At 71.6% G+C, this 16,909-nt stretch carries 16 protein-coding genes; 4 read left to right on the top strand and 12 right to left on the bottom strand.

Going from position 1 to position 16,909, the window contains the following annotated elements:
* From NON00_RS07565 to NON00_RS07555, 3 genes are all read right to left on the bottom strand, one after another.
* Positions 1–2,117: ATP-binding protein (locus NON00_RS07565; protein ID WP_256019255.1), on the bottom strand; the 2,117-nt coding region annotated here is incomplete at its 3' end.
* A gap of 88 nt (positions 2,118–2,205) precedes the next feature.
* Positions 2,206–2,955, bottom strand: a complete 750-nt coding sequence (ydfG, locus tag NON00_RS07560; protein ID WP_256019252.1) for a bifunctional NADP-dependent 3-hydroxy acid dehydrogenase/3-hydroxypropionate dehydrogenase YdfG — start codon at positions 2,953–2,955, stop codon at positions 2,206–2,208.
* 144 nt (positions 2,956–3,099) lie between these two features.
* Positions 3,100–3,570 (bottom strand): MmcB family DNA repair protein, encoded by a 471-nt coding sequence (locus NON00_RS07555; protein ID WP_256019250.1) that lies wholly within the window; start codon positions 3,568–3,570, stop codon positions 3,100–3,102.
* Positions 3,571–3,630: 60 nt separating this feature from the next.
* Between NON00_RS07555 and NON00_RS07550 the strand changes: the two genes are divergently transcribed.
* The 4 genes from NON00_RS07550 to NON00_RS07535 all read left to right on the top strand — a co-directional run bounded on the left by NON00_RS07550 (position 3,631) and on the right by NON00_RS07535 (position 7,966).
* Positions 3,631–4,110: a YcgN family cysteine cluster protein gene (locus NON00_RS07550; protein WP_256019247.1), complete on the top strand. Its 480-nt coding sequence runs from the start codon at positions 3,631–3,633 to the stop codon at positions 4,108–4,110.
* Positions 4,110–4,448: a cupin domain-containing protein gene (locus NON00_RS07545; RefSeq protein ID WP_305123251.1), complete on the top strand. Its 339-nt coding sequence runs from the start codon at positions 4,110–4,112 to the stop codon at positions 4,446–4,448. Before NON00_RS07550 ends, NON00_RS07545 begins: the two co-directional genes overlap by 1 nt.
* Positions 4,449–4,686: 238 nt before the next feature.
* Positions 4,687–7,221: a response regulator gene (locus tag NON00_RS07540; protein ID WP_256019245.1), complete on the top strand. Its 2,535-nt coding sequence runs from the start codon at positions 4,687–4,689 to the stop codon at positions 7,219–7,221.
* On the top strand, positions 7,211–7,966 hold the full coding sequence (locus tag NON00_RS07535; protein WP_256019244.1) for a M48 family metallopeptidase: 756 nt from the start codon (positions 7,211–7,213) through the stop codon (positions 7,964–7,966). Before NON00_RS07540 ends, NON00_RS07535 begins: the two co-directional genes overlap by 11 nt.
* Before the next feature lie 65 nt (positions 7,967–8,031).
* On the opposite strand, the gene NON00_RS07530 is transcribed toward NON00_RS07535, so the two are convergent.
* The 9 genes from NON00_RS07530 to NON00_RS07490 form a co-directional block, all read right to left on the bottom strand.
* Positions 8,032–8,388: a DUF952 domain-containing protein gene (locus NON00_RS07530; protein WP_256019243.1), complete on the bottom strand. Its 357-nt coding sequence runs from the start codon at positions 8,386–8,388 to the stop codon at positions 8,032–8,034.
* An 11-nt stretch (positions 8,389–8,399) separates the two neighbouring features.
* Positions 8,400–8,852: a cell wall hydrolase gene (locus tag NON00_RS07525; protein WP_256019242.1), complete on the bottom strand. Its 453-nt coding sequence runs from the start codon at positions 8,850–8,852 to the stop codon at positions 8,400–8,402.
* 12 nt (positions 8,853–8,864) lie between these two features.
* A complete protein-coding gene (locus tag NON00_RS07520; RefSeq protein ID WP_256019241.1) occupies positions 8,865–9,218 on the bottom strand; it encodes a hypothetical protein in 354 nt (117 codons plus the stop codon).
* Between the two features lie 457 nt (positions 9,219–9,675).
* Positions 9,676–11,115, bottom strand: a complete 1,440-nt coding sequence (terL, locus tag NON00_RS07515) for a phage terminase large subunit (protein ID WP_256019240.1) — start codon at positions 11,113–11,115, stop codon at positions 9,676–9,678.
* The gene (locus NON00_RS07510; protein WP_256019239.1) at positions 11,096–11,422 is read right to left on the bottom strand and encodes a hypothetical protein; all 327 of its coding nucleotides are present in this window, start codon (positions 11,420–11,422) and stop codon (positions 11,096–11,098) included. Before NON00_RS07510 ends, terL begins: the two co-directional genes overlap by 20 nt.
* 10 nt (positions 11,423–11,432) lie before the next feature.
* Positions 11,433–13,775: a glycosyl hydrolase family 28-related protein gene (locus tag NON00_RS07505; RefSeq protein ID WP_256019238.1), complete on the bottom strand. Its 2,343-nt coding sequence runs from the start codon at positions 13,773–13,775 to the stop codon at positions 11,433–11,435.
* Between the two features lie 52 nt (positions 13,776–13,827).
* On the bottom strand, positions 13,828–14,268 hold the full coding sequence (locus tag NON00_RS07500; RefSeq protein WP_256019237.1) for a hypothetical protein: 441 nt from the start codon (positions 14,266–14,268) through the stop codon (positions 13,828–13,830).
* The gene (locus NON00_RS07495) at positions 14,268–16,148 is read right to left on the bottom strand and encodes a hypothetical protein (protein WP_256019236.1); all 1,881 of its coding nucleotides are present in this window, start codon (positions 16,146–16,148) and stop codon (positions 14,268–14,270) included. The genes NON00_RS07500 and NON00_RS07495 overlap by 1 nt, the downstream gene beginning before the upstream one ends.
* Before the next feature lie 3 nt (positions 16,149–16,151).
* Complete coding sequence (locus NON00_RS07490; protein ID WP_256019235.1) at positions 16,152–16,721, bottom strand: hypothetical protein; 570 nt, start codon at positions 16,719–16,721, stop codon at positions 16,152–16,154.
* Between the last annotated feature and the right edge of the window lie 188 nt (positions 16,722–16,909).

Here is a 16,909-nt window from a genome sequence, read left to right as displayed (position 1 = left end):
GGCCCGGCCTGGGCGCGCAGCCGCGTGGCGAGGGCGCGCCCGTCCGGCGGCTCGCCCGCCGCGCCCTCATCGACCAGCAGCAGGCGGAAGGGCTGGCCGGAGGCGCGGGCGGCGGCCAGGGCGGCGCGCGCCTCGGCCTCCCCGGCGGCGTCCATGACATCGGCCCCCAGGCCGGAAAGCTGGCGCAGCAGCACGGCCCGGCCTTCCTCCCCGCCGCCGGCCACCAGCGCGCGCAGCCCGGCCAGCGGGCGCGGCGGCTCGGGCGGGGCGGACTGGCCGGCGGGCAGGGCCAGTTCGAGATGGAAGCGGAACTGGCTGCCACCGCCCTGGCGCGGCGCGGCGCCGATGCCGCCGCCCATCTGCTCCGCCAGGCGGCGGCAGATGGCCAGCCCCAGCCCGGTGCCGCCATAGCGCCGGTTGATCGAGGCATCCGCCTGAGTGAAGCGCTCAAACAGCAGCGGGATGCGCGCGGGGTCGAGGCCGATGCCGGTGTCCGAGACGGCGCAGCTCAGCCGCCAGGGCGCCGGCCCGCTGCCGGGATGGGCGGGCAGCGGCAGCGCCTCCGCCTCCAGCCGCACCCAGCCGCGATCGGTGAACTTCACCGCATTGCCGACGAGGTTGAACAGGATCTGCCGGAAGCGCGCCGGGTCCCCCAGCATGAGCTGCGGCAGGCTGGGCGAGAGGTCGCAGAGCAGTTCCACCCCCTTCGCCGCCGCGCGCGGGGCGAAGAGCTCGGCGATGGTGGCGATCTCGGCGGCGGGGGAGAAGACGATGCGCTCATGCTCGACCATCCCCGACTCCAGCTTGGAGAAGTCGAGGATGTCGTTGAGCAGCACCATCAGGTGCTCGGCGCTGCCGCGGATGGTCTCGGCATAGCGGTTCTGCACGGGGTCGAGGGGGGTTTCCATCAGCAGCCCGGCCATGCCGATCACCCCGTTCATCGGGGTGCGGATCTCGTGGCTCATGGCGGCGAGGAATTCCTCCTTGGCGCGGCCGGCGGCGCGGGCCTTGGCCTCGCTGTCGGCCAGCCGCTCACCCTGGCGCTGGAGGGCATCGGCCTGGCGCACCATCAGCCAGAAGGCGCCCAGCACCACCAGGGCGAGGCCGAGCAGCCCGGCCATCAGCAGCGGCCGGGCGAGGTCGGCCATGGCCAGGGCGTCCTCGCGCCGGCGCACCGTCTCCACCACCAGCTGCCCGGGGCGGGCGACGGCGAAGGCGGCGAAGCCCTCGATGCCATCCTGGTCCGGCCCTTCCCACTGCCCGCTCTCCCGCCGGGGGAGGAAGGTGCGGAACGGCCAGGCGCTGGCATTGAGCACGCCGATGCCGCCCGCCCCGCCATCGGAGCGCACCAGCAGCAGGCCGTTGAAGCTGTGCAGCCGCAGGATCAGCCCGAAGGCATCGGCCAGTTCGCGCAGCGGCGCGCCCATCTGCTGCGGGTCGAGCAGCGCCACCGCCGCGCCGCGGAAGGTCCCGAGCCCGGCGGCGCCAGCGGCCAAAGGAGCCAATGGGGGAGAGGAGGGAGGAGAGGCCAGGGGGCGGGCCAGGGGAATGGACCATTCGCCGGTCTGGGCGATGGTGGCGGGGCGGCCGCCACCGGCGGGGCCGAGGAAGCGGCCGGCCTCCGGCGCGCCGCTGCGCAGCTGCCCGCCGCCCACGCGCAGCAGGCGGAACCAGTCGCGGTCGCCCACCGACTGGTCCAGCATCGCCTCATCCGAGGCGGCGAGGACGCGGCCCTGGGCATCGGTGAGCAGCAGGCCGCGCAGTTCCGGCAGGTCGCGCAGGGCGGCGGCCAGCATGGCATCGGCCTGGGCCGGGTCGGCCAGCAGGGGCGGCGGCAGGGCGGCGAGGTCCTGCAACCGCCGGTCCACCCGCCCCAGGAAATCCGAGAGCCGGCCGGCGACGGTCTGCGCCACGGCCGAGGTCAGGCGGCGGGCGCGCTCCGCCTCCCCTGCCTCCAGCCGCGCCTGCAGCACCTCGTTCAACCCGATGAGGCAGAGCAGCACCACCGCCACGGCCACGCCGAACAGGCGCCAGGGGCGTGGCCCGGCGGGCTGGAGCGGCGCGAAGCCAAAGAACCGCAGCCAGCGATTCAGCAGCGACTGGAGAGGGGCATTCATGGCGCGCCATCATTGCAGGATGAACACGTTTTTGCGAGCGCCACCCGCCCGCCCCGCGCCTCAGCCTTGGCGCCTCAGCCTTGGCGCCTCAGCCGCGATGCACCCGCAGCGGGCCGAAGCTCTGGCAGACCGGCATGAGCTGGAGGGTGTTCACATTCACCCGCGCCGGGCGCGTGGCGACCCAGTGGACCGTCTCGGCGATATCCTCGGGCGTCAGGGCGTCGGTCTTGTCGTAGACGGCCGCGGCTTTTTCCGCATCGCCGCCGAAGCGGACGCTGGAGAATTCCGTGCCCCCCACCAGGCCGGGCTCGATATCGGTGACGCGCAGCGCCGTGCCGTGCAGGTCGGCCCGCAGGTTCAGGCTGAACTGGCGGACGAAGGCCTTGGTGGCGCCGTAGACATTGCCGCCGGGATAGGGCCACTCGCCGGCGGTCGAGCCGATATTGATGATGTGCCCCCGGTCGCGCGCCACCATCCCCGGCAGCACGGCGCGGGTGACGGCCACGAGGCCCTTGGTGTTGGTGTCGATCATCGTCTCCCAGTCCGCGAGGCTGGCGCGGTGGGCGGGCTCCAGGCCCAGGGCGAGGCCGGCATTGTTCACCAGCAGGTCGATCTCCGACCAGCTTTCCGGCAGGCCTGCGATGGCGGCGGTGACGGCGGCACTGTCGCGCACATCCATGACGAGGGGGAGGAGCTTGTCGTGGCCCAGTTCGGCGGCCAGGGCCTCCAGGCGTTCCGCGCGGCGGCCGGCGGCGATGACGCGGGCGCCATCCTGGACAAAACGGCGGGCGATGGCGGCGCCGAAGCCGGCCGTGGCTCCGGTGACAAGAATCAGCATGGTGCAATCTCCTGACGCAGCGGATGCGCTCCGGTATGGCAGCTTTTTTTCAGGCTGCCGCCGTCTCCCGGCCCGGCGGGACGCCAAACTGAAAAAGTTTTTTGGTTCTTTTTTTCAAAAAAGAACGCCTTCCCTGCCCTTTCCTCATTCCACCTTGAGCGCCGCCCGCATCTCACTGGCCCCGGCGGGGTCGAGCAGCCCCTGCAGGCGGCCGGCGGCGAGGCGGGCATAGCGCAGGGTCAGCGCCTTGCGCCGGGCGGCTGGCAGGCGGTGCTCTTCCGGCTGGCGCAGGATGACGGCCTCGGCCTCGTCACAGACGATCAGCCCGGCTTCCGCTGGCAGCAGGGCCTGGGGGAAATCGAGATCCACGGCGAAGAAGAGGCGGTCGCACCATGAGCGGTATTCCGGCCATTTCTCATCGCTCTGGAAATCGCGCGCGCCGCTCTTCACCTCGATGGCGGTCAGGCCGCCATCCGGCTCCAGGGCCAGGATGTCGAGGCGCCGGCCACTGGGCAGCGGCACCTCCAGCAGTGGCGCCCAGCCCAGCCGCCCGCAGAGCCGGGCCGCCGCGCGGCAGACGCGCCGGGTGCGTTCAGGGGAAGAGAGGGAGGACATGCGCGCATGTTCCCTCTCCGTTCCCTCCCACGTCAAGCCCGCCGGGCCTAGGATGGGCGGATGGCCGCTGACCTGCCTTTCTGGAAGACCAAGACCCTCACGGCCATGAGCCGCGCCGAGTGGGAGAGCCTGTGCGATGGCTGCGGCCGCTGCTGCCTGCACAAGCTGCGCGACGAGGATACCGAGGAGCTGGCCTGGACCGAGGTGGCGTGCCGCCTGCTGGACACCACCTCCTGCCGCTGCCGCGACTATGACAACCGGCGCGAGCATGTGCCCGATTGCGTGAAGCTGACGCCCAAGCGCCTGCGCGGCATCGACTGGCTGCCGCCTTCCTGCGCCTATCGCCTGGTGGCCGAGGGGAAGGACCTGCCGGCGTGGCACCCGCTTGTCTCCGGCGATGCGGAGAGCGTGCACCGCGCCGGCGCCTCGGTGCGCGGCCGCGCGGTGCCGGAGCGGCAGGCGCGCGATCTGGAGGACCATATCGTGGACTGGCCTGGGGAATGGCCCCGGCCCGCATCGCCACGAGGGAAGGAGAAGTGATGTCCGACATCTTCCAGCCCGCCCCTGCCGAGCCGCTGCGCTGCCGCCCGCCGGCCATCGCCACGGTGCAGGTGGACACGCCGGAGCTGCGCGTCACCCGCTGGGACTTCCCGCCGGGGGCCGAGACGGGCTGGCACCGCCATGGCTGGGGCTATGTCGTGGTGCCGCTGACCGATGGCGCGATGACGCTGGAGCTGCCCGGCGGCGAGACGGCCAGCGCCACGCTGGTGGCGGGCCAGTCCTACCACCGCCTGGCGGGGGCGGAGCACAATGTCGTCAACACCAGCGATGCGCCCTTCAGTTTCGTCGAGACCGAACTGAAGGGCATGCCCGGCTGATTTTTTCCTGGCCGGATCCCTGATCGATCCGGCGGCCCGCGCATGGCTGTGCGCGGGCCGCCAAACTGAAAAAAGTTTTTTGGTTCTTTTTTTCCAAAAAAGAACCCTGCCGCGAAAACGCCAGCCTTCCCCCCGGCAACCCGCGCGGCGGTTAAGGCTTTTCTTCCGCGGCGGGATACGGCAGGACAAGCCCTTGCAGCGGTGCCGCTGCTTCCAGGAGCGCGACTTGCCCCCAGCCTTGGCCGACTCCCTTGATTTCCGGCGGCTGTTCCAGGCCGCGCCGCACCCTTATGTCGTGATGGATGCGGCTTTCACCCTGGTCTGGGCGAATGATGCCTATCTGGCCGTCACCGGGCGCGCGGCGGCCGAGATCCTGGGCCGCAACATCTTCGAGGCCTTCCCTGGTGGCCCGCACGACCCGGGCGGCGAAGGCACGCGGCAGCTGCGGCAATCGCTCGACACCGTGCTGGCCACCCGCGCGCCACACACCATCGCGCTGATCCGCTACGCCATCCCGCGCGGGGCGGTCTTCGAGGAGCGCTACTGGAGCGCCACCCATACCCCGATCCTGGACGCGCGGGGCGCCGTGGCGCTGATCCTGCAGCAGACGGATGATGTGACGGAGATGCAGGCGCTGCGCCAGCGCGCCAATGCGGCGCGGCTGGAGGGCGAGGTGTTCCGCCGCGCCCAGGCGGTGCAGCAGGCCAACCTCGCCCTGGATGCCGAGCGGATGCAGCTGCGCCGGCTGGTCGAGCAGGCGCCGGCCTTCGCCGCCTATCTGCGCGGCCCGCGGCATGTCTTCGAGATCGCCAACCGCTCCTACTGCGCGCTGGTGGGGCGGGGCGACATCCTCGGCCGCCCCGTGCGCGAGGCGCTGCCGGAGCTGGAGGGGCAGCCCTTCTTCGGCATTCTCGACCAGGTCTATGCCACCGGCCGCGCCTTCCAGGGCCGCGCCATGCCCACCCGCCTGCGCGACGCGGAGGCGGCGGACAGCCTGCGCGAGGTCTTCCTCGACTTCATCTACCAGCCGATCACCGAGCCGGATGGCAGGGTGTCGGGCATCTTCGTGCTCGGCTACGACGTGTCCGAGCAGAAGCGCGTGGCCGATGAGCTGAGCCGCTACAAGGACCAGCTGGAGGAGATGGTGCGCGTGCGCACGCGCGCGCTGGAGGAGAGCGAGGCCGAGCGGCGCCGCGCCGAGGCCGCGCTGCGCCAGAGCCAGAAGATGGAGGCGATCGGCCAGCTCACCGGCGGCGTCGCGCATGACTTCAACAACCTGCTGCAGATCCTCTCCGGCAATCTGCAGATGCTGCAGCAGGGCCCGCGCACGCCGGAGGAGGCGCGCCGGCTGGACACCGCCCTCGGCGCCGTGGAGCGCGGGGCGAAGCTGGCCGCGCAGCTTCTCGCCTTCGCCCGGCGGCAGCCGCTGGAGCCGCGCGCCGTCAATCTAGGCCGGCTGGTGCGGGAGATGGACGACCTGCTGCGCCGCGCCCTGGGCGAGGCGATCGAGCTGGAGACCGTCATCGCGGGCGGGTTGTGGAACACCCTGGCGGACCCGGACCAGGTGCAGAACGCGCTGCTCAACCTCGCCGTCAACGCGCGCGACGCGATGGAGGGCGGCGGGCGCCTCACCATCGAGGCCGGCAACGCCATGCTGGATGACTACTACGCCCTCCAGCACGATGAGGTGAAGCCGGGCCAGTATGTGATGCTCGCGGTGTCGGACACCGGCAGCGGCATCGCGCCCGAACTGCTCGACAAGGTCTTCGAGCCCTTCTTCACCACCAAGCGGGAGGGGCGCGGCACCGGGCTCGGCCTTTCCATGGTCTATGGCTTCGTCAAGCAGAGCCAGGGCCATATCAAGATCTATTCCGAGGTGGGCCAGGGCACCACGGTGCGCCTCTACCTGCCGCGCAGCCATGAGGCGGAGGTGGTGGTGGCCCCGCTCTCCGGCGCCCCGGTCGAGGGCGGGCGGGAGACGGTGCTGGTGGTGGAGGATGACCCGGTGGTGCAGGCCACCGTGGTCGAGATGCTGCAGGATCTCGGCTACACCGTGCTGCGCTGCCCGGACGGGCAGAGCGCGCTGACGCTGGTGCGCAGCGGCGTCGCCATCGACCTGCTCTTCACCGATGTGGTGATGCCCGGCCCGGTGCGCGCCCCCGACCTCGCCCGGCAGGTGCAGGCGATGCAGCCGCACACGGCGGTGCTCTTCACCTCCGGCTACACGGAGAACGCCATCGTCCATGGCGGCCGGCTGGACCCGGGGGTGAACCTGCTCTCCAAGCCCTACCGGCGGGAGGATCTGGCCCGCAAGGTGCGGCACACGCTGAACAACCGGCGGCAGGCGCTTGCGGCCGCGCTGGTGCCGCACGCGCCGAGCCAGCGGCCGGCGCAGCCGCCCTCCGCCCGGCCCATGCCGCGCGTGCTGCTGGTGGAGGATGACCCGCTGGTGCTGATGGACAGCGAGGACCTGCTGGCCCATCTCGGCTGCCAGGTGGTGACGGCGCGGGATGCCCGCGGCGCGCTGCTGGCGCTGGAGCGGGGCCGCTTCGACCTGCTCTTCACCGATATCGGCCTGCCCGGCGTCTCGGGGCTGGATCTGGCGCAGCAGGCCTGCGCGCGCTGGCCGCGGCTCGGGGTGATCTTCGCCTCCGGCTATGGCGGGGCGGAGGAGGCGGCGGCACTGCCGCGGGCGCAGTTCCTCACCAAGCCCTATGGCCTGCGGGAGCTGGAGGCGGCGCTGCGCCGCGCCGCAGCACCTGATGCCGGATAGCGGGCCGCCGCGCCTGCCCGCCCCCCTGCCACAGGAAGAAATCCTGCGCCTCCAGCCCCGCCCGGGCGGGCCGGTGGTGCCCTGCCCGCTGGTCTGGCGGGCCCCGGCGCGGGCGCGGCGGGTCTCCCTGCGCATCGACCCGGTGGCGGGGGCGGTGGTGGTGACGCTGCCACCCGGCGTGGGGCGGCGGGCCGGGCTCGCCCTGCTGCGCCGCCATGCCGGGTGGGTGGCCGCGCGCCTCGCCGCCCTGGCCCCACCGCTGCGCCTCGCCCCCGGTGCCGCCGTGCCGCTGGGCGGCGTGCCCCATGCCATCCTGCACAGCCCCGGCGCGCCCGCCGCCGCCCTGGTGGAGGGCGGGGCCATCCATGTCGGCGGGCCGGCCTCCACCCTGCCCGGCCATGTGCTCGCCCTGCTGCGCGACGAGGCCGGGCGGCGCATCCGCCCGGCCATCCGCCGCCACGCCGCCACGCTCGGCGTCGTGCCGCGCGCCGTGCGGCTGAAGGATACCCGCAGCCGCTGGGGCAGCTGCGCGCCGGATGGCACCCTCGCCTTCTCCTGGCGCATCGTCATGGCCCCGGCCTGGGTGATGGACCATGTCGTTGCCCATGAGGTGGCCCATCTGCGCGAGCTGAATCACTCGCCGCGATTCTGGGCCCTGCTCGATGCCATCAGCCCGGGGCGGGAGGCAGCCCAGGCCTGGCTCAGGGAAAAAGGGCCGGGGCTGCTGCGGGTGGGGCGGGGATAGGAAGGCAAAATAAAAGGGGGAGAAGGGTTCTTTTTTGGAAAAAAGAACCAAAAAACTTTTTCAGATCAGGGGATTTCAGGGGGGAAGAGGTGCGTCCCCTCCGGGGTGAGCGGCAGGGGCATCGCCCAGGCCACGGCCGACAGAGGCAAAAGGCCGTAGAGATGGGGGAAGAGGCCAGGGCGGGAGCCGCCGCTGGCAGCCTCCCAGCGCAGCGTCACGCCCAGATCGGCGCTCCGCGCGGCCACCAGCCAGAGGTCGGGCTGCCCGGCGCGGTGCTTGCGCGCGCTCTCGCGTAGCTGCGCCGCCGTCGAGAAATGCAGGAAGCCATCCCGCGCATCCTCGGCGCTGCCGCGATAGGCGCCAGCGGCGCGGGCGTCCTGCCAGTCCGCGTCGCGGACCATGGTGTAGATGAGGGGCTCCATGCCCCGGAGCATTAGCCCGGACCGGGGCGGTAGAACAGCATCGAGCCGATCTCGGCCAGCGGCACCTGCCCCACCGCCCAGGGCGGCAGCTCCTCGACACCATGCGCATGGGTGGCGCCCCCGGTCGGGTCCGGCAGCGCCCCGGCGGCGGCCCGCGCGGCGATGCGCCGGCAGATCGCCATCGCCGCATCCCCGGCGGGGATGGAGAGCATCAGCGCATGGCGCAGATGGTTGCGGTTCCAGCAGGAGAACTGGAACGGCGCGCGGCAGACCGCCGAGAGCCCCCGCCCCCAATGCGGCGCCACCCCGGCCTCCGCCAGGCGCACGCGGTTCATGATGGCGGCGGCCAGCGCCTCGATGGCGCGCACCGGGCGGGTGCCGGCCTCGGCCCACAGCGTCATGGCCAGGATCTCCTGCGGCGGCAGAGCGGTCATGGCAACGGGGGCGGTCATGGCGATGCTCATCCTCGGGATTCCTCAGGAACGGTCTTCGGGGCGCCAGCCACGCTGCGCGGATTGCAGCGCGGCGGCGGTGGTGGCGGCGCGGGTCGCGGCATCGAGCTTCTCCTCGATGCGCAGCAGCTGCCGGCTGAGGCGCTGGTCCACATCGCGGATCAGCGACAGCGGCACATAGGTGCGGGCCACCTCCAGCTTGAAGGCGGCCAGCTCGTCCCGGGTGCGGGTCAGGGCCTCCCGGTCAGGGCCAGGCTCCTCGCCGCGCTCGGGGGGCAACTGGCGGCGCAGCGCGTGCAGCATCCAGGCGAGGACGACGAGCATCGGCGTCTGCGCGGCAGCAGCCAGCGTCTGGGGTTCCAGATCGAGCGGGTTCATCCGGGCCCTCCTCGGCCTTCTCGGGTGCCGTGGGCGGGGGCGGCGCAGGGGCGCGCCACCCCCGCCCGGCGGCGGGGATTGCTGGGAAACGGCAAGCCTGTCGGGGTCCGCCACCCCGCGGCGCGGAGCCAGGCGGAAAGGCGGAAAACAAAAACGGCCGCCTCAGAAGGCGGCCGTTGGTCCGGGAGGGCAGCGGGCGCAATTCTCCCGCTGACGCCCCGGTTCTATCTCACCCGGCGCCCCAAATGCAAACAAAAAGTGAACATTTTGCCGAATTGCCGAGGCCGGGCATCAAGGAGGCTTCGCCCGCCCTGACAGGGGAGACCCACAAATGGGTTTCCAAAGGCCTCAGGCCTTTGGTGGGGAGAGTTTGAGAGGGGCGAAGCCTCTCTCAAGAAAGACAAAAAGGGAATCCGGGCGGTTGGAAGGGGGTGGGCGGGTCCGTGTGGGGAAAGGGTCAGGCCACGCCGCGCCAGCCAGGGCCGCGCGGGGCGGGCGGCGCGCCCGGCAGGCGCACCGGCTCGGCCAGCAGGCAACCGGCGAGCGCATCCAGCGCATCATCGCGGGTGCCAGGAGTGTCCGGCTTCCACTCATTCATCTCAGCCGGGAAAGGCGTGCGGAACACCTGCTCATGCGCATGCAGCCGCCGCCCCGCCAGCAGCGGGTCCAGGGCGGAGAGGATGCGCTCCTGCTTCGGCCGGTGGCTGTGCTGCTCCACCACGGCACAGGGCGCGCCGGCGCGCGCCATCTCCCGCCGCAACAGGGCGGGCAGGAAGCGGCCGATGCCATTCGTCTCCACCCGCAGCACCGGCAGCCAGAGATCCCGGGCGATCTGCGCCACCTGCCGGCATTGCTGCGTCGCCGGGTCCTCGGCCGCGTCCGGGTCGTGCGTCAGGTAGTGCAGGCGGTGCAGGTAGTGGTTGCCCTCCGCATCGGCGAAGGTCGCGGCGAGGACGCTGCCATCGCCCCGGCCGGGGCGGCCATAGGCGGGGTCCCAGAAGCCGCCGCCCGAGGCCATGCGCCGGCCCATCAGGCCCAGCACCGGGCGGCCATGCGCCTCGCGGTAGTCCAGCTCCTCCCGGTAGCGGATGAGCAGCGCGGGATCGAGCCGCGCCGGGCCGCCCGCCACCGGGCGCAGCAGCATCTGGCGGGAGAAGTGGATCGGCCCCACCCGCTCGCGCAGCGCCGCCACCGCCTCGGGCGGGAAGCGCTGCGGCCAGGCGCTGCGCCCGGCGCCGTTCACCAGCGGCACCACCAGGCGGCGATACCCGGCCAGCGTCGCCTCCCCCTCCTCCGGCGTGCGGTAGAGGCTCTCCGCGCAATGCGGCGTGCCGACATAGAGCAGCGTGCCGCCGGGGGTCAGGATGAACTCGGTCTCCGCCAGGCGCTGGCGCAGCTCATCGCGCTTGCCCGGCGTGTCGCAATTGCCCGCCACCTCGACATCGTCGCAGATGATGACATCGGCGCGCGCGCCGGTGATGTTGCCGGAGAGGCCGGCCGCCAGCATCGAGGGGTCGCGCAGCGCGCCGGCGCGGCGGACGGTGAAGCGGTCCACCGCCCAGGCCTCGGCCACATCGGGCAGGATGGGCTTGCAGAGCGGATGCCGCTCGACGATGCGGCGCACGGTGCCGACCATCTTGGTGGCCAGGAGGTGATCGGCCGCCAGCACCAGGATGCGCGTCTCGGGCCAGCGGCTGAGCAGCCAGGCGCAGTAGAGCCCGACCAGGGTGGACTTGCCGCAGCCGCGGAAGGCCATCAGCAGCAGGCGGGTGTCGTTGGCCTCGCGCCGGGCCTCCAGCCAGCGCAGGATGCGGCGGTGGACGGGCGGGGTGCCAAGCCCCGCCGCATTGTTCCAGATCCAGACGAATTCCGTCAGATCAGCGGGACGCTCCGTCATCGGGTTCGCTGTCCTCCTCATCCTCCTCGGGCGCGCGGCTCAGGGCGCCGCGCGCCTGCTGCAGCAGGGCGCTGGCCTCGGCCGCGCCCTGCTCCTCCCCGCCCGCGCCCTGGGCGCGGGCGAGCTTCAGCAGGTGTTCCAGATGCGCCAGGGCGGATTTCGCCGCGGCGTGGTGGGCGGCGAAGGCCTTGGCATCGTCATGCGCGCCGGGCTCGGGGGCACGGCCGACAAAGGCCGTGTAGTCCGCGATCACCCGGCGGATGGCGGGCTGCAGGTCCTCAGGCGCCAGCAGGTCGCGCCGGCTCATGCGGGCACCGTCACAATCTGGGCTTCACGGCGCGCACATAGAGCGTGCCGGGGGTGAGATTGATCGCCAACGTATCGTGGCAATTCCGCGCGTTGACGGTCACAGTCCCCGTTACGCCACTGCTGGCTATCATCCCTGTCCACTGGATCGAGCCGGAGACCTGGGAAAAGCCAACATCGATCAGATCCCCGCCCTGAACATGCGGAACCGTAACAGAGGGGCGAGAGGCACGTGGAATTTCACCCCCATTTGCGGTCAGCTCAGGCGGATCATAGTCCAGGCTTCCGGTGTATTCCCGCACCCCCCACTTGCGGCTGCCGCCGAACAGCACCGTGGGCGCATGAAGCGGTGCGCAGTAGAGCCGCAGCGCCTTCAGGATGGCGCTGGCGCTGCCGCCCCGCACGCCGATGGCCGCGAACTTCGCATTGGCGTGCAGCGTGACGCGCTGCAACCCGTTGATGGCCAGCCCGCCGGAGGTACTGTCGAGATCAGCATTGCCTTCCCAGAAATAGGACGGGCTGCCGGCCCAGACGCTGTTCATGTTCGACAGCAGCACGGGGCTCGCGCTGTCGAGCACGTTTTCCGAGGCATCGAACTGCATCACCACCGGGCGCAATTCGCTGCCCTCCGCCGCCAGGAAGAATTCCTTGCAGCTGGAGCAATCAACGATGAAGGCCAGGCCGCGGCTGGTGGGGATACCCACCGTATCGGCATTCAGGGTGAACAGCGTCAGCCCTGCGAAGGCGAAGCCGGCCAGGTTGGTGGGCGGGCCGGAGGGATTGGCGGAGAGCACCGCCATCTGCTCGAAGCCCACGCCATTGGCGACATCGATGGTCTGGCGGAAGGCGCGCTGCCGCACATTCTCCGCCGCCGCCACCAGCCGCGGCGTGCCATGCGCGGCCAGCGCCTGGTGCAGCGGGATGACGGTGCCGCCCGCCCGCGTCGCGGTGGAGGGATAATCGATGCCCGCGCCGGTGAAGGCATAGGTGCCGACATAGGCGACCTCATAGAGGCAGTCATTGGCGCCGCCGGCATGGCGGGCGACAAAGGGGCTGCACTGCTCCATGCGGATGCCGCGCGCGATGATGCCACGCTCATCCCCCGCCGCGAGCAGGAAGGGAATGGCATCCACCGTGCCCGGCGTGCCCTGGCGCTGCAGTTCGAAGGCCGGGCTGTAGAAGACATGCGCGTTGTGCCGGTCATAGGCACCGGAGGCGCAGGAGAAGCGCACGCCGAAGCGCGACAGCGCCGGGTTGACGCCCGAGGCATTGGCGAAATGCCCGCCGATGTAGCGCACCGAATTGTTCCAGGCCGCCGCCGTCTCGGTGCGGATGTCGAGGCCGATGCGGTTGTTGACGATGCGGCCCAGGGTGATCGTGCTGTCCTCGAAGCCGAGTTCCTCGCCCAGCGTGCGGATGCCGATGGTGAAGCCCTCGACCTGGCGGATATCGACCGTGCAGGCATCGAGGTTGCGCAGCAGGATGCCGATGTCACGCTCGTCCAGCCAGTCGGCGATGGTGGCGCGCAGCACGCGCAGGCCGTGGTAGAACTTGGCCTGGTTGCGCACCGCCGCGCCATCGCCGATGGTCAGCGCCGCCTCGCCGCCGCTGCCGGCATAGATGATGCTGCCACGCATCACGAGCCCCGCCGCCGCGCCGGGCAGCACCAGGGGCATGGTGGTGCGGTGGCTGCCCTCGCCGATCTCAAGCATCTTGCCGGATGCGGCGGCGGCGTTCATCGCCGCCTGCAGCGCCGGGCCGTCATCGGTGACGCCATCGCCCACGGCGCCGAAGTCGCGCGCGCTCAGTCGCTCCGCCAGCTTGTCCTCGACGCTGCGGGGGATGGCGCCATTGAAGGGGGACTGGATGGTGCCATCGCGCGCCAGCGTCGTCACATTTCCCAGGCTGTCGAAGCCAAGCAGGCGGTTGGCGCGCCCGCCCTTCTCCGGCAGCACCAGCGTGGCCGGCAATTCGCCCGCCGGCGCGCGCAGCGTGCTGGCGAGATCCTCGCGCAGGTCCTGGATGAAGGCCGTCTGCCGGTCCAGCTCGTCATTCAGCGTGTTGGCGCGCAGCACGCCATTGGGCTGGAAGTCGGTGATGCGCTCCACCGTCAGGGCGCGGCGCAGCGTCACCACCACGCCCGAGGCGGGCGCGGTGTCGAACACCACGGTGCCGCCCTCCGACTCCCCGGCCCCGGTCACCGCGTAACCATCCGGCTGCACCACCCCGTCCAGCTGCACCTCCATGTCGGAGGCTTCGAAGATCGGGAAGGGATAGATGAAGACAGTCTGCGCGCCGCTCGCCGCGTATTGGATACGCGGCGCGACGTCGCCGATGACGATATGCTCGGCCATGCTGATCTCTCATGCGGAAGGAGGGAGGGAGCGGCCGGCGCGGCCGGGCGCGTTACTCGAGCAGCGAGCGGACCGCGCCGCCGAAACTGTTGCCAGCGCGCAGCCAGGTGGTCAGCGACCCGTCATTGTTGAGCAGCGAGCTGCGCCCGGCGGCGAGCCGGGCGCTGTAGGTGTCGCTGCTGGTCTGCGCCGCCTCGGCCGCGTCCTGCTGCAATCCGGTGGTGATCGCCGCCGCCGAGCCCTGGTCCGGGCTGATGCCGGAGGCGGCGAGCCGCGCCCGGGTGGAGGCGACGGTCCGCTCCAGCTGGTCCTGCCGGTTCCGGGCCTCGGCCTCCTGCTGCGCGACGAGCTGCTGTTGCCGGGCGGCCAGCGCCGCGGCCTCCTGCTGGGCCTGGGCGCGGGTCTGCGCCGCCTGCGCCTGGCCCTGCCGCACCGTGCCGTAGAGCGAGGCGCCGGTGCCAACCAGCGTGGCGATGGGGGCAAGCTGGGCCATCAGTCGGTCATCCTCGTCTCGGTGGTGACGGAAAGCAGCGTGAGCGGCAGCGGCGTTTCACCCTCGATGCGCCAGAGCGGCTGCATCGGGTCGCGCCGCCAGCCGATGCCACGCAGCGTGACATCGCCGGTATAGGCAGGTGGCGCCGCGTCGAGCAGCGCGGTGTCCAGCCGGCGGAACGGCACGGGCTGCGCACCGCGGCCGAGATCGACGCTGAGTGCTGCGGTTTCGAGCACGCGGAAGGTCGCGGCGACGAGCCGCAGCGGGGCCGTGCGCGCGCCCCCGGCGAAGGCCAGGTTGGGCGGAAGCGGCTCGACCACATGGGTGAAGCCGAGGCCGATCTGCACCACGGACGCCGAAGGGTCGATGGTGACGGCGCCGCCGCTGACCGTCGCGGTGCCACGCGGCGCGCCATCGGCCACCACCTGCACCACGCGCCCTTCCAGATGATCGAGGCCCGTCCAATCATCCTGCGGGTCGGCATTGCTGCCGGTCAGCCCGGCATCCACCGCCATCTCGTCATCGAAGCGCTCCAGCCGGAAGCCGGCATCGCGCTCGATGGCGCACCAGACGGTGCCTTCGATCTCGGCGATGGCGCGGAAGGCGCCATCGGTGTCCTGCCGCGTCCAGGCCGTGACCTGCTCGGAGCGATAGAGCGTCAGCGTCGCCAGCCAGCCCTCGGCCATGGCCACATGCAGCAGGCGGCGCGTCTGGTCATAGGCCATGGCGACCGGCGTCTGCACGAGATGCCGCGCCACCAGGGCGAGATCCTCCGCCTGATAGGCCTGCTGCACGTCGGTATAAGCGAATTCATGCACCGCGCGGCCGGAGCGCGCGACGAAGATCGTGCTGCCATCGACATCCACGGGCGGGATGATGCGCGCGATGGGCGAGCCGATGCGCGTCTGCCGGTGCAGCTGGATGGAGGAGGGCGTCATCGGGTCGCCCGTGACCATCCATTCCGCGCCGGAGGTGAAGACCTGGAGATGCCGCCCCGAGAAGACGGCGCGGATGGCGTTCACCTGGTCCGACAACAGGCCGAACTCGATCGCCTGGTCGTCGAGGCCGGTGCCCAGGTCGAAATTGAAGAGATCGCCGGAGCGCGAGAGCCAGAGGCGGTTCGGCAGTTCGCGCGCGCCGCCGAGCACGAGGCGGTCCTGGTGGAAGCAGGCGGTGACGGGCCAGCCATGCACGGCGCTGAAGGCCGCCTCGTCCCAATCGACCGTGGCGGTGGTGGCGGAGAGCGTCTCCTCCACCGCCGCCGTCGCGCTGGTCGCGGAGGCCACGGCGGTGACGAGCATGCGCCTGCCGCCGAGGCGAAAGCGCGCGCCGACATGCCCGGCCTCGAAGACCGCAGCACTCGCCGTCAGCGTCACGCTGCCGCTGGTGGCGCTGGCGGCCAGGGTGATGCCGGAGGCGGCGTAGCGGTAGAAGGGCTCATACACCCAGTTCCAGGCGCCGAGGCTCCAGCTCGTGTGGCTGCTGCGCGTCACGCGCTGCGGCGCCATGTCAGGGTGGACGAGCAGCAGCGTGTCCGCGCTCTGCGTCCAGGCGATCTGGTCGAGCATTGCCTCCGTCCAGGGCGCGGCGAGGCTCGCGACCTGCACATCGTCCTTGAACACCGTCATCGCCGCGTCGGTCAGGACGATGAGGTAGGTCTGCTCCGTGTTGAACTCGAAGGCGATCAGCCGCGCGGCGCCCGGCAGGGTGGCGATATGGCGCAGCCCCGGGCGCCGGCTCACGCCGCCGGTCGGCTGGATGAAGACATTGCGCAAGCGCCGCGCGCCATTCTCATAGGCGCGCAGATCCCCCCGGCCCAGCAGCTGGTCGCCGAGTTCGCCCGCGGTGAAGCTGGTCTTGAGGCTGCGGCCGGCGGCCATGTCTCATCCCCTCGCGCTGATCAAAGGAAACTCTTCGATGGCGCGCGCGGTGCCCTGCTGGCTGTCGACGAGGCGCGCATGGCGCATCTCGCTTTCCGCCAGGCGGTGCAGCATGTCGGCGCGCGAGGTGCTCTCCGTCAGCGGGACGCAGAATTCCGCCGCCAGCCGCGCCACGAGCGCGGAGGCGAAGAAGGCCGGGAAGGCGCTTTCCGAAGGGCGGAACAGATAGGTCAGCGTCACGCTGGGTGCATCGGTGTGCAGGCGGTTCTCGTTCAGGCGGTAGAGAATCCCGCTACCCCTGCCCTGCCCGCCGGCCGAGAGCACGCGCAGGAAGTCGGCCGGAAGCTGGTAGGCATAGGCATAATCGGCATAAGGCACGGCGGTGAGCCGCGGCAGGACCATCTGGCCCGTCGCGAAGCTCCAGGGATGCGCCGACAGCAGCGCATCGCGCACCGCCGGGTAGAGATTGGCCGCGACCTCCGCCTCGGCCGTGCCTTCGTCGAGCGAGGCAACAGGCTGCGCACCGATCTTCAGCAGCGCACGCGAGCAAAGAACCAGCGCCGACAGCGCCATCTCACTCTCCTTTTTCTGTCAGGCTGCCGCTGTCTGCCGGCCAGGCGGGACTCCGGGCGGGAGATCGCCGTCTCCCGGCACAGCGGGCACGGGCAGGTGCGGCAGGGGTGGGGTGCGGCAGGGGTGGGGGTGCGGGGGCGGCATCGCGGGCCCCCGGGCCCCGCCACGGCGGGTGCGGGGGTGTCTCT

It is taken from the genome of Roseomonas sp. GC11, from assembly GCF_024437745.1.
Lineage (GTDB): Bacteria > Pseudomonadota > Alphaproteobacteria > Acetobacterales > Acetobacteraceae > Pseudoroseomonas.
The sequence above is the reverse complement of the archived record's forward strand: the minus strand, read 5'-3'. Positions and strand labels throughout refer to the sequence as shown.

Bases quoted from the DNA above. Each gene is read 5' to 3' on its own strand.
- terL (WP_256019240.1), bottom strand. From the start codon at position 11,115: ATGACGGAGCGTCCCGCTGATCTGACGGAATTCGTCTGGATCTGGAAC.
- NON00_RS07555 (WP_256019250.1), bottom strand. From the start codon at position 3,570: ATGTCCTCCCTCTCTTCCCCTGAACGCACCCGGCGCGTCTGCCGCGCG.
- ydfG (WP_256019252.1), bottom strand. From the start codon at position 2,955: ATGCTGATTCTTGTCACCGGAGCCACGGCCGGCTTCGGCGCCGCCATC.
- NON00_RS07530 (WP_256019243.1), bottom strand. From the start codon at position 8,388: ATGGAGCCCCTCATCTACACCATGGTCCGCGACGCGGACTGGCAGGAC.
- NON00_RS07535 (WP_256019244.1), top strand. From the start codon at position 7,211: ATGCCGGATAGCGGGCCGCCGCGCCTGCCCGCCCCCCTGCCACAGGAA.
- NON00_RS07505 (WP_256019238.1), bottom strand. From the start codon at position 13,775: ATGGCCGAGCATATCGTCATCGGCGACGTCGCGCCGCGTATCCAATAC.
- NON00_RS07495 (WP_256019236.1), bottom strand. From the start codon at position 16,148: ATGGCCGCCGGCCGCAGCCTCAAGACCAGCTTCACCGCGGGCGAACTC.
- NON00_RS07490 (WP_256019235.1), bottom strand. From the start codon at position 16,721: ATGGCGCTGTCGGCGCTGGTTCTTTGCTCGCGTGCGCTGCTGAAGATC.
- NON00_RS07545 (WP_305123251.1), top strand. From the start codon at position 4,110: ATGTCCGACATCTTCCAGCCCGCCCCTGCCGAGCCGCTGCGCTGCCGC.
- NON00_RS07520 (WP_256019241.1), bottom strand. From the start codon at position 9,218: ATGAACCCGCTCGATCTGGAACCCCAGACGCTGGCTGCTGCCGCGCAG.
- NON00_RS07510 (WP_256019239.1), bottom strand. From the start codon at position 11,422: ATGAGCCGGCGCGACCTGCTGGCGCCTGAGGACCTGCAGCCCGCCATC.
- NON00_RS07500 (WP_256019237.1), bottom strand. From the start codon at position 14,268: ATGGCCCAGCTTGCCCCCATCGCCACGCTGGTTGGCACCGGCGCCTCG.
- NON00_RS07525 (WP_256019242.1), bottom strand. From the start codon at position 8,852: ATGAGCATCGCCATGACCGCCCCCGTTGCCATGACCGCTCTGCCGCCG.
- NON00_RS07550 (WP_256019247.1), top strand. From the start codon at position 3,631: ATGGCCGCTGACCTGCCTTTCTGGAAGACCAAGACCCTCACGGCCATG.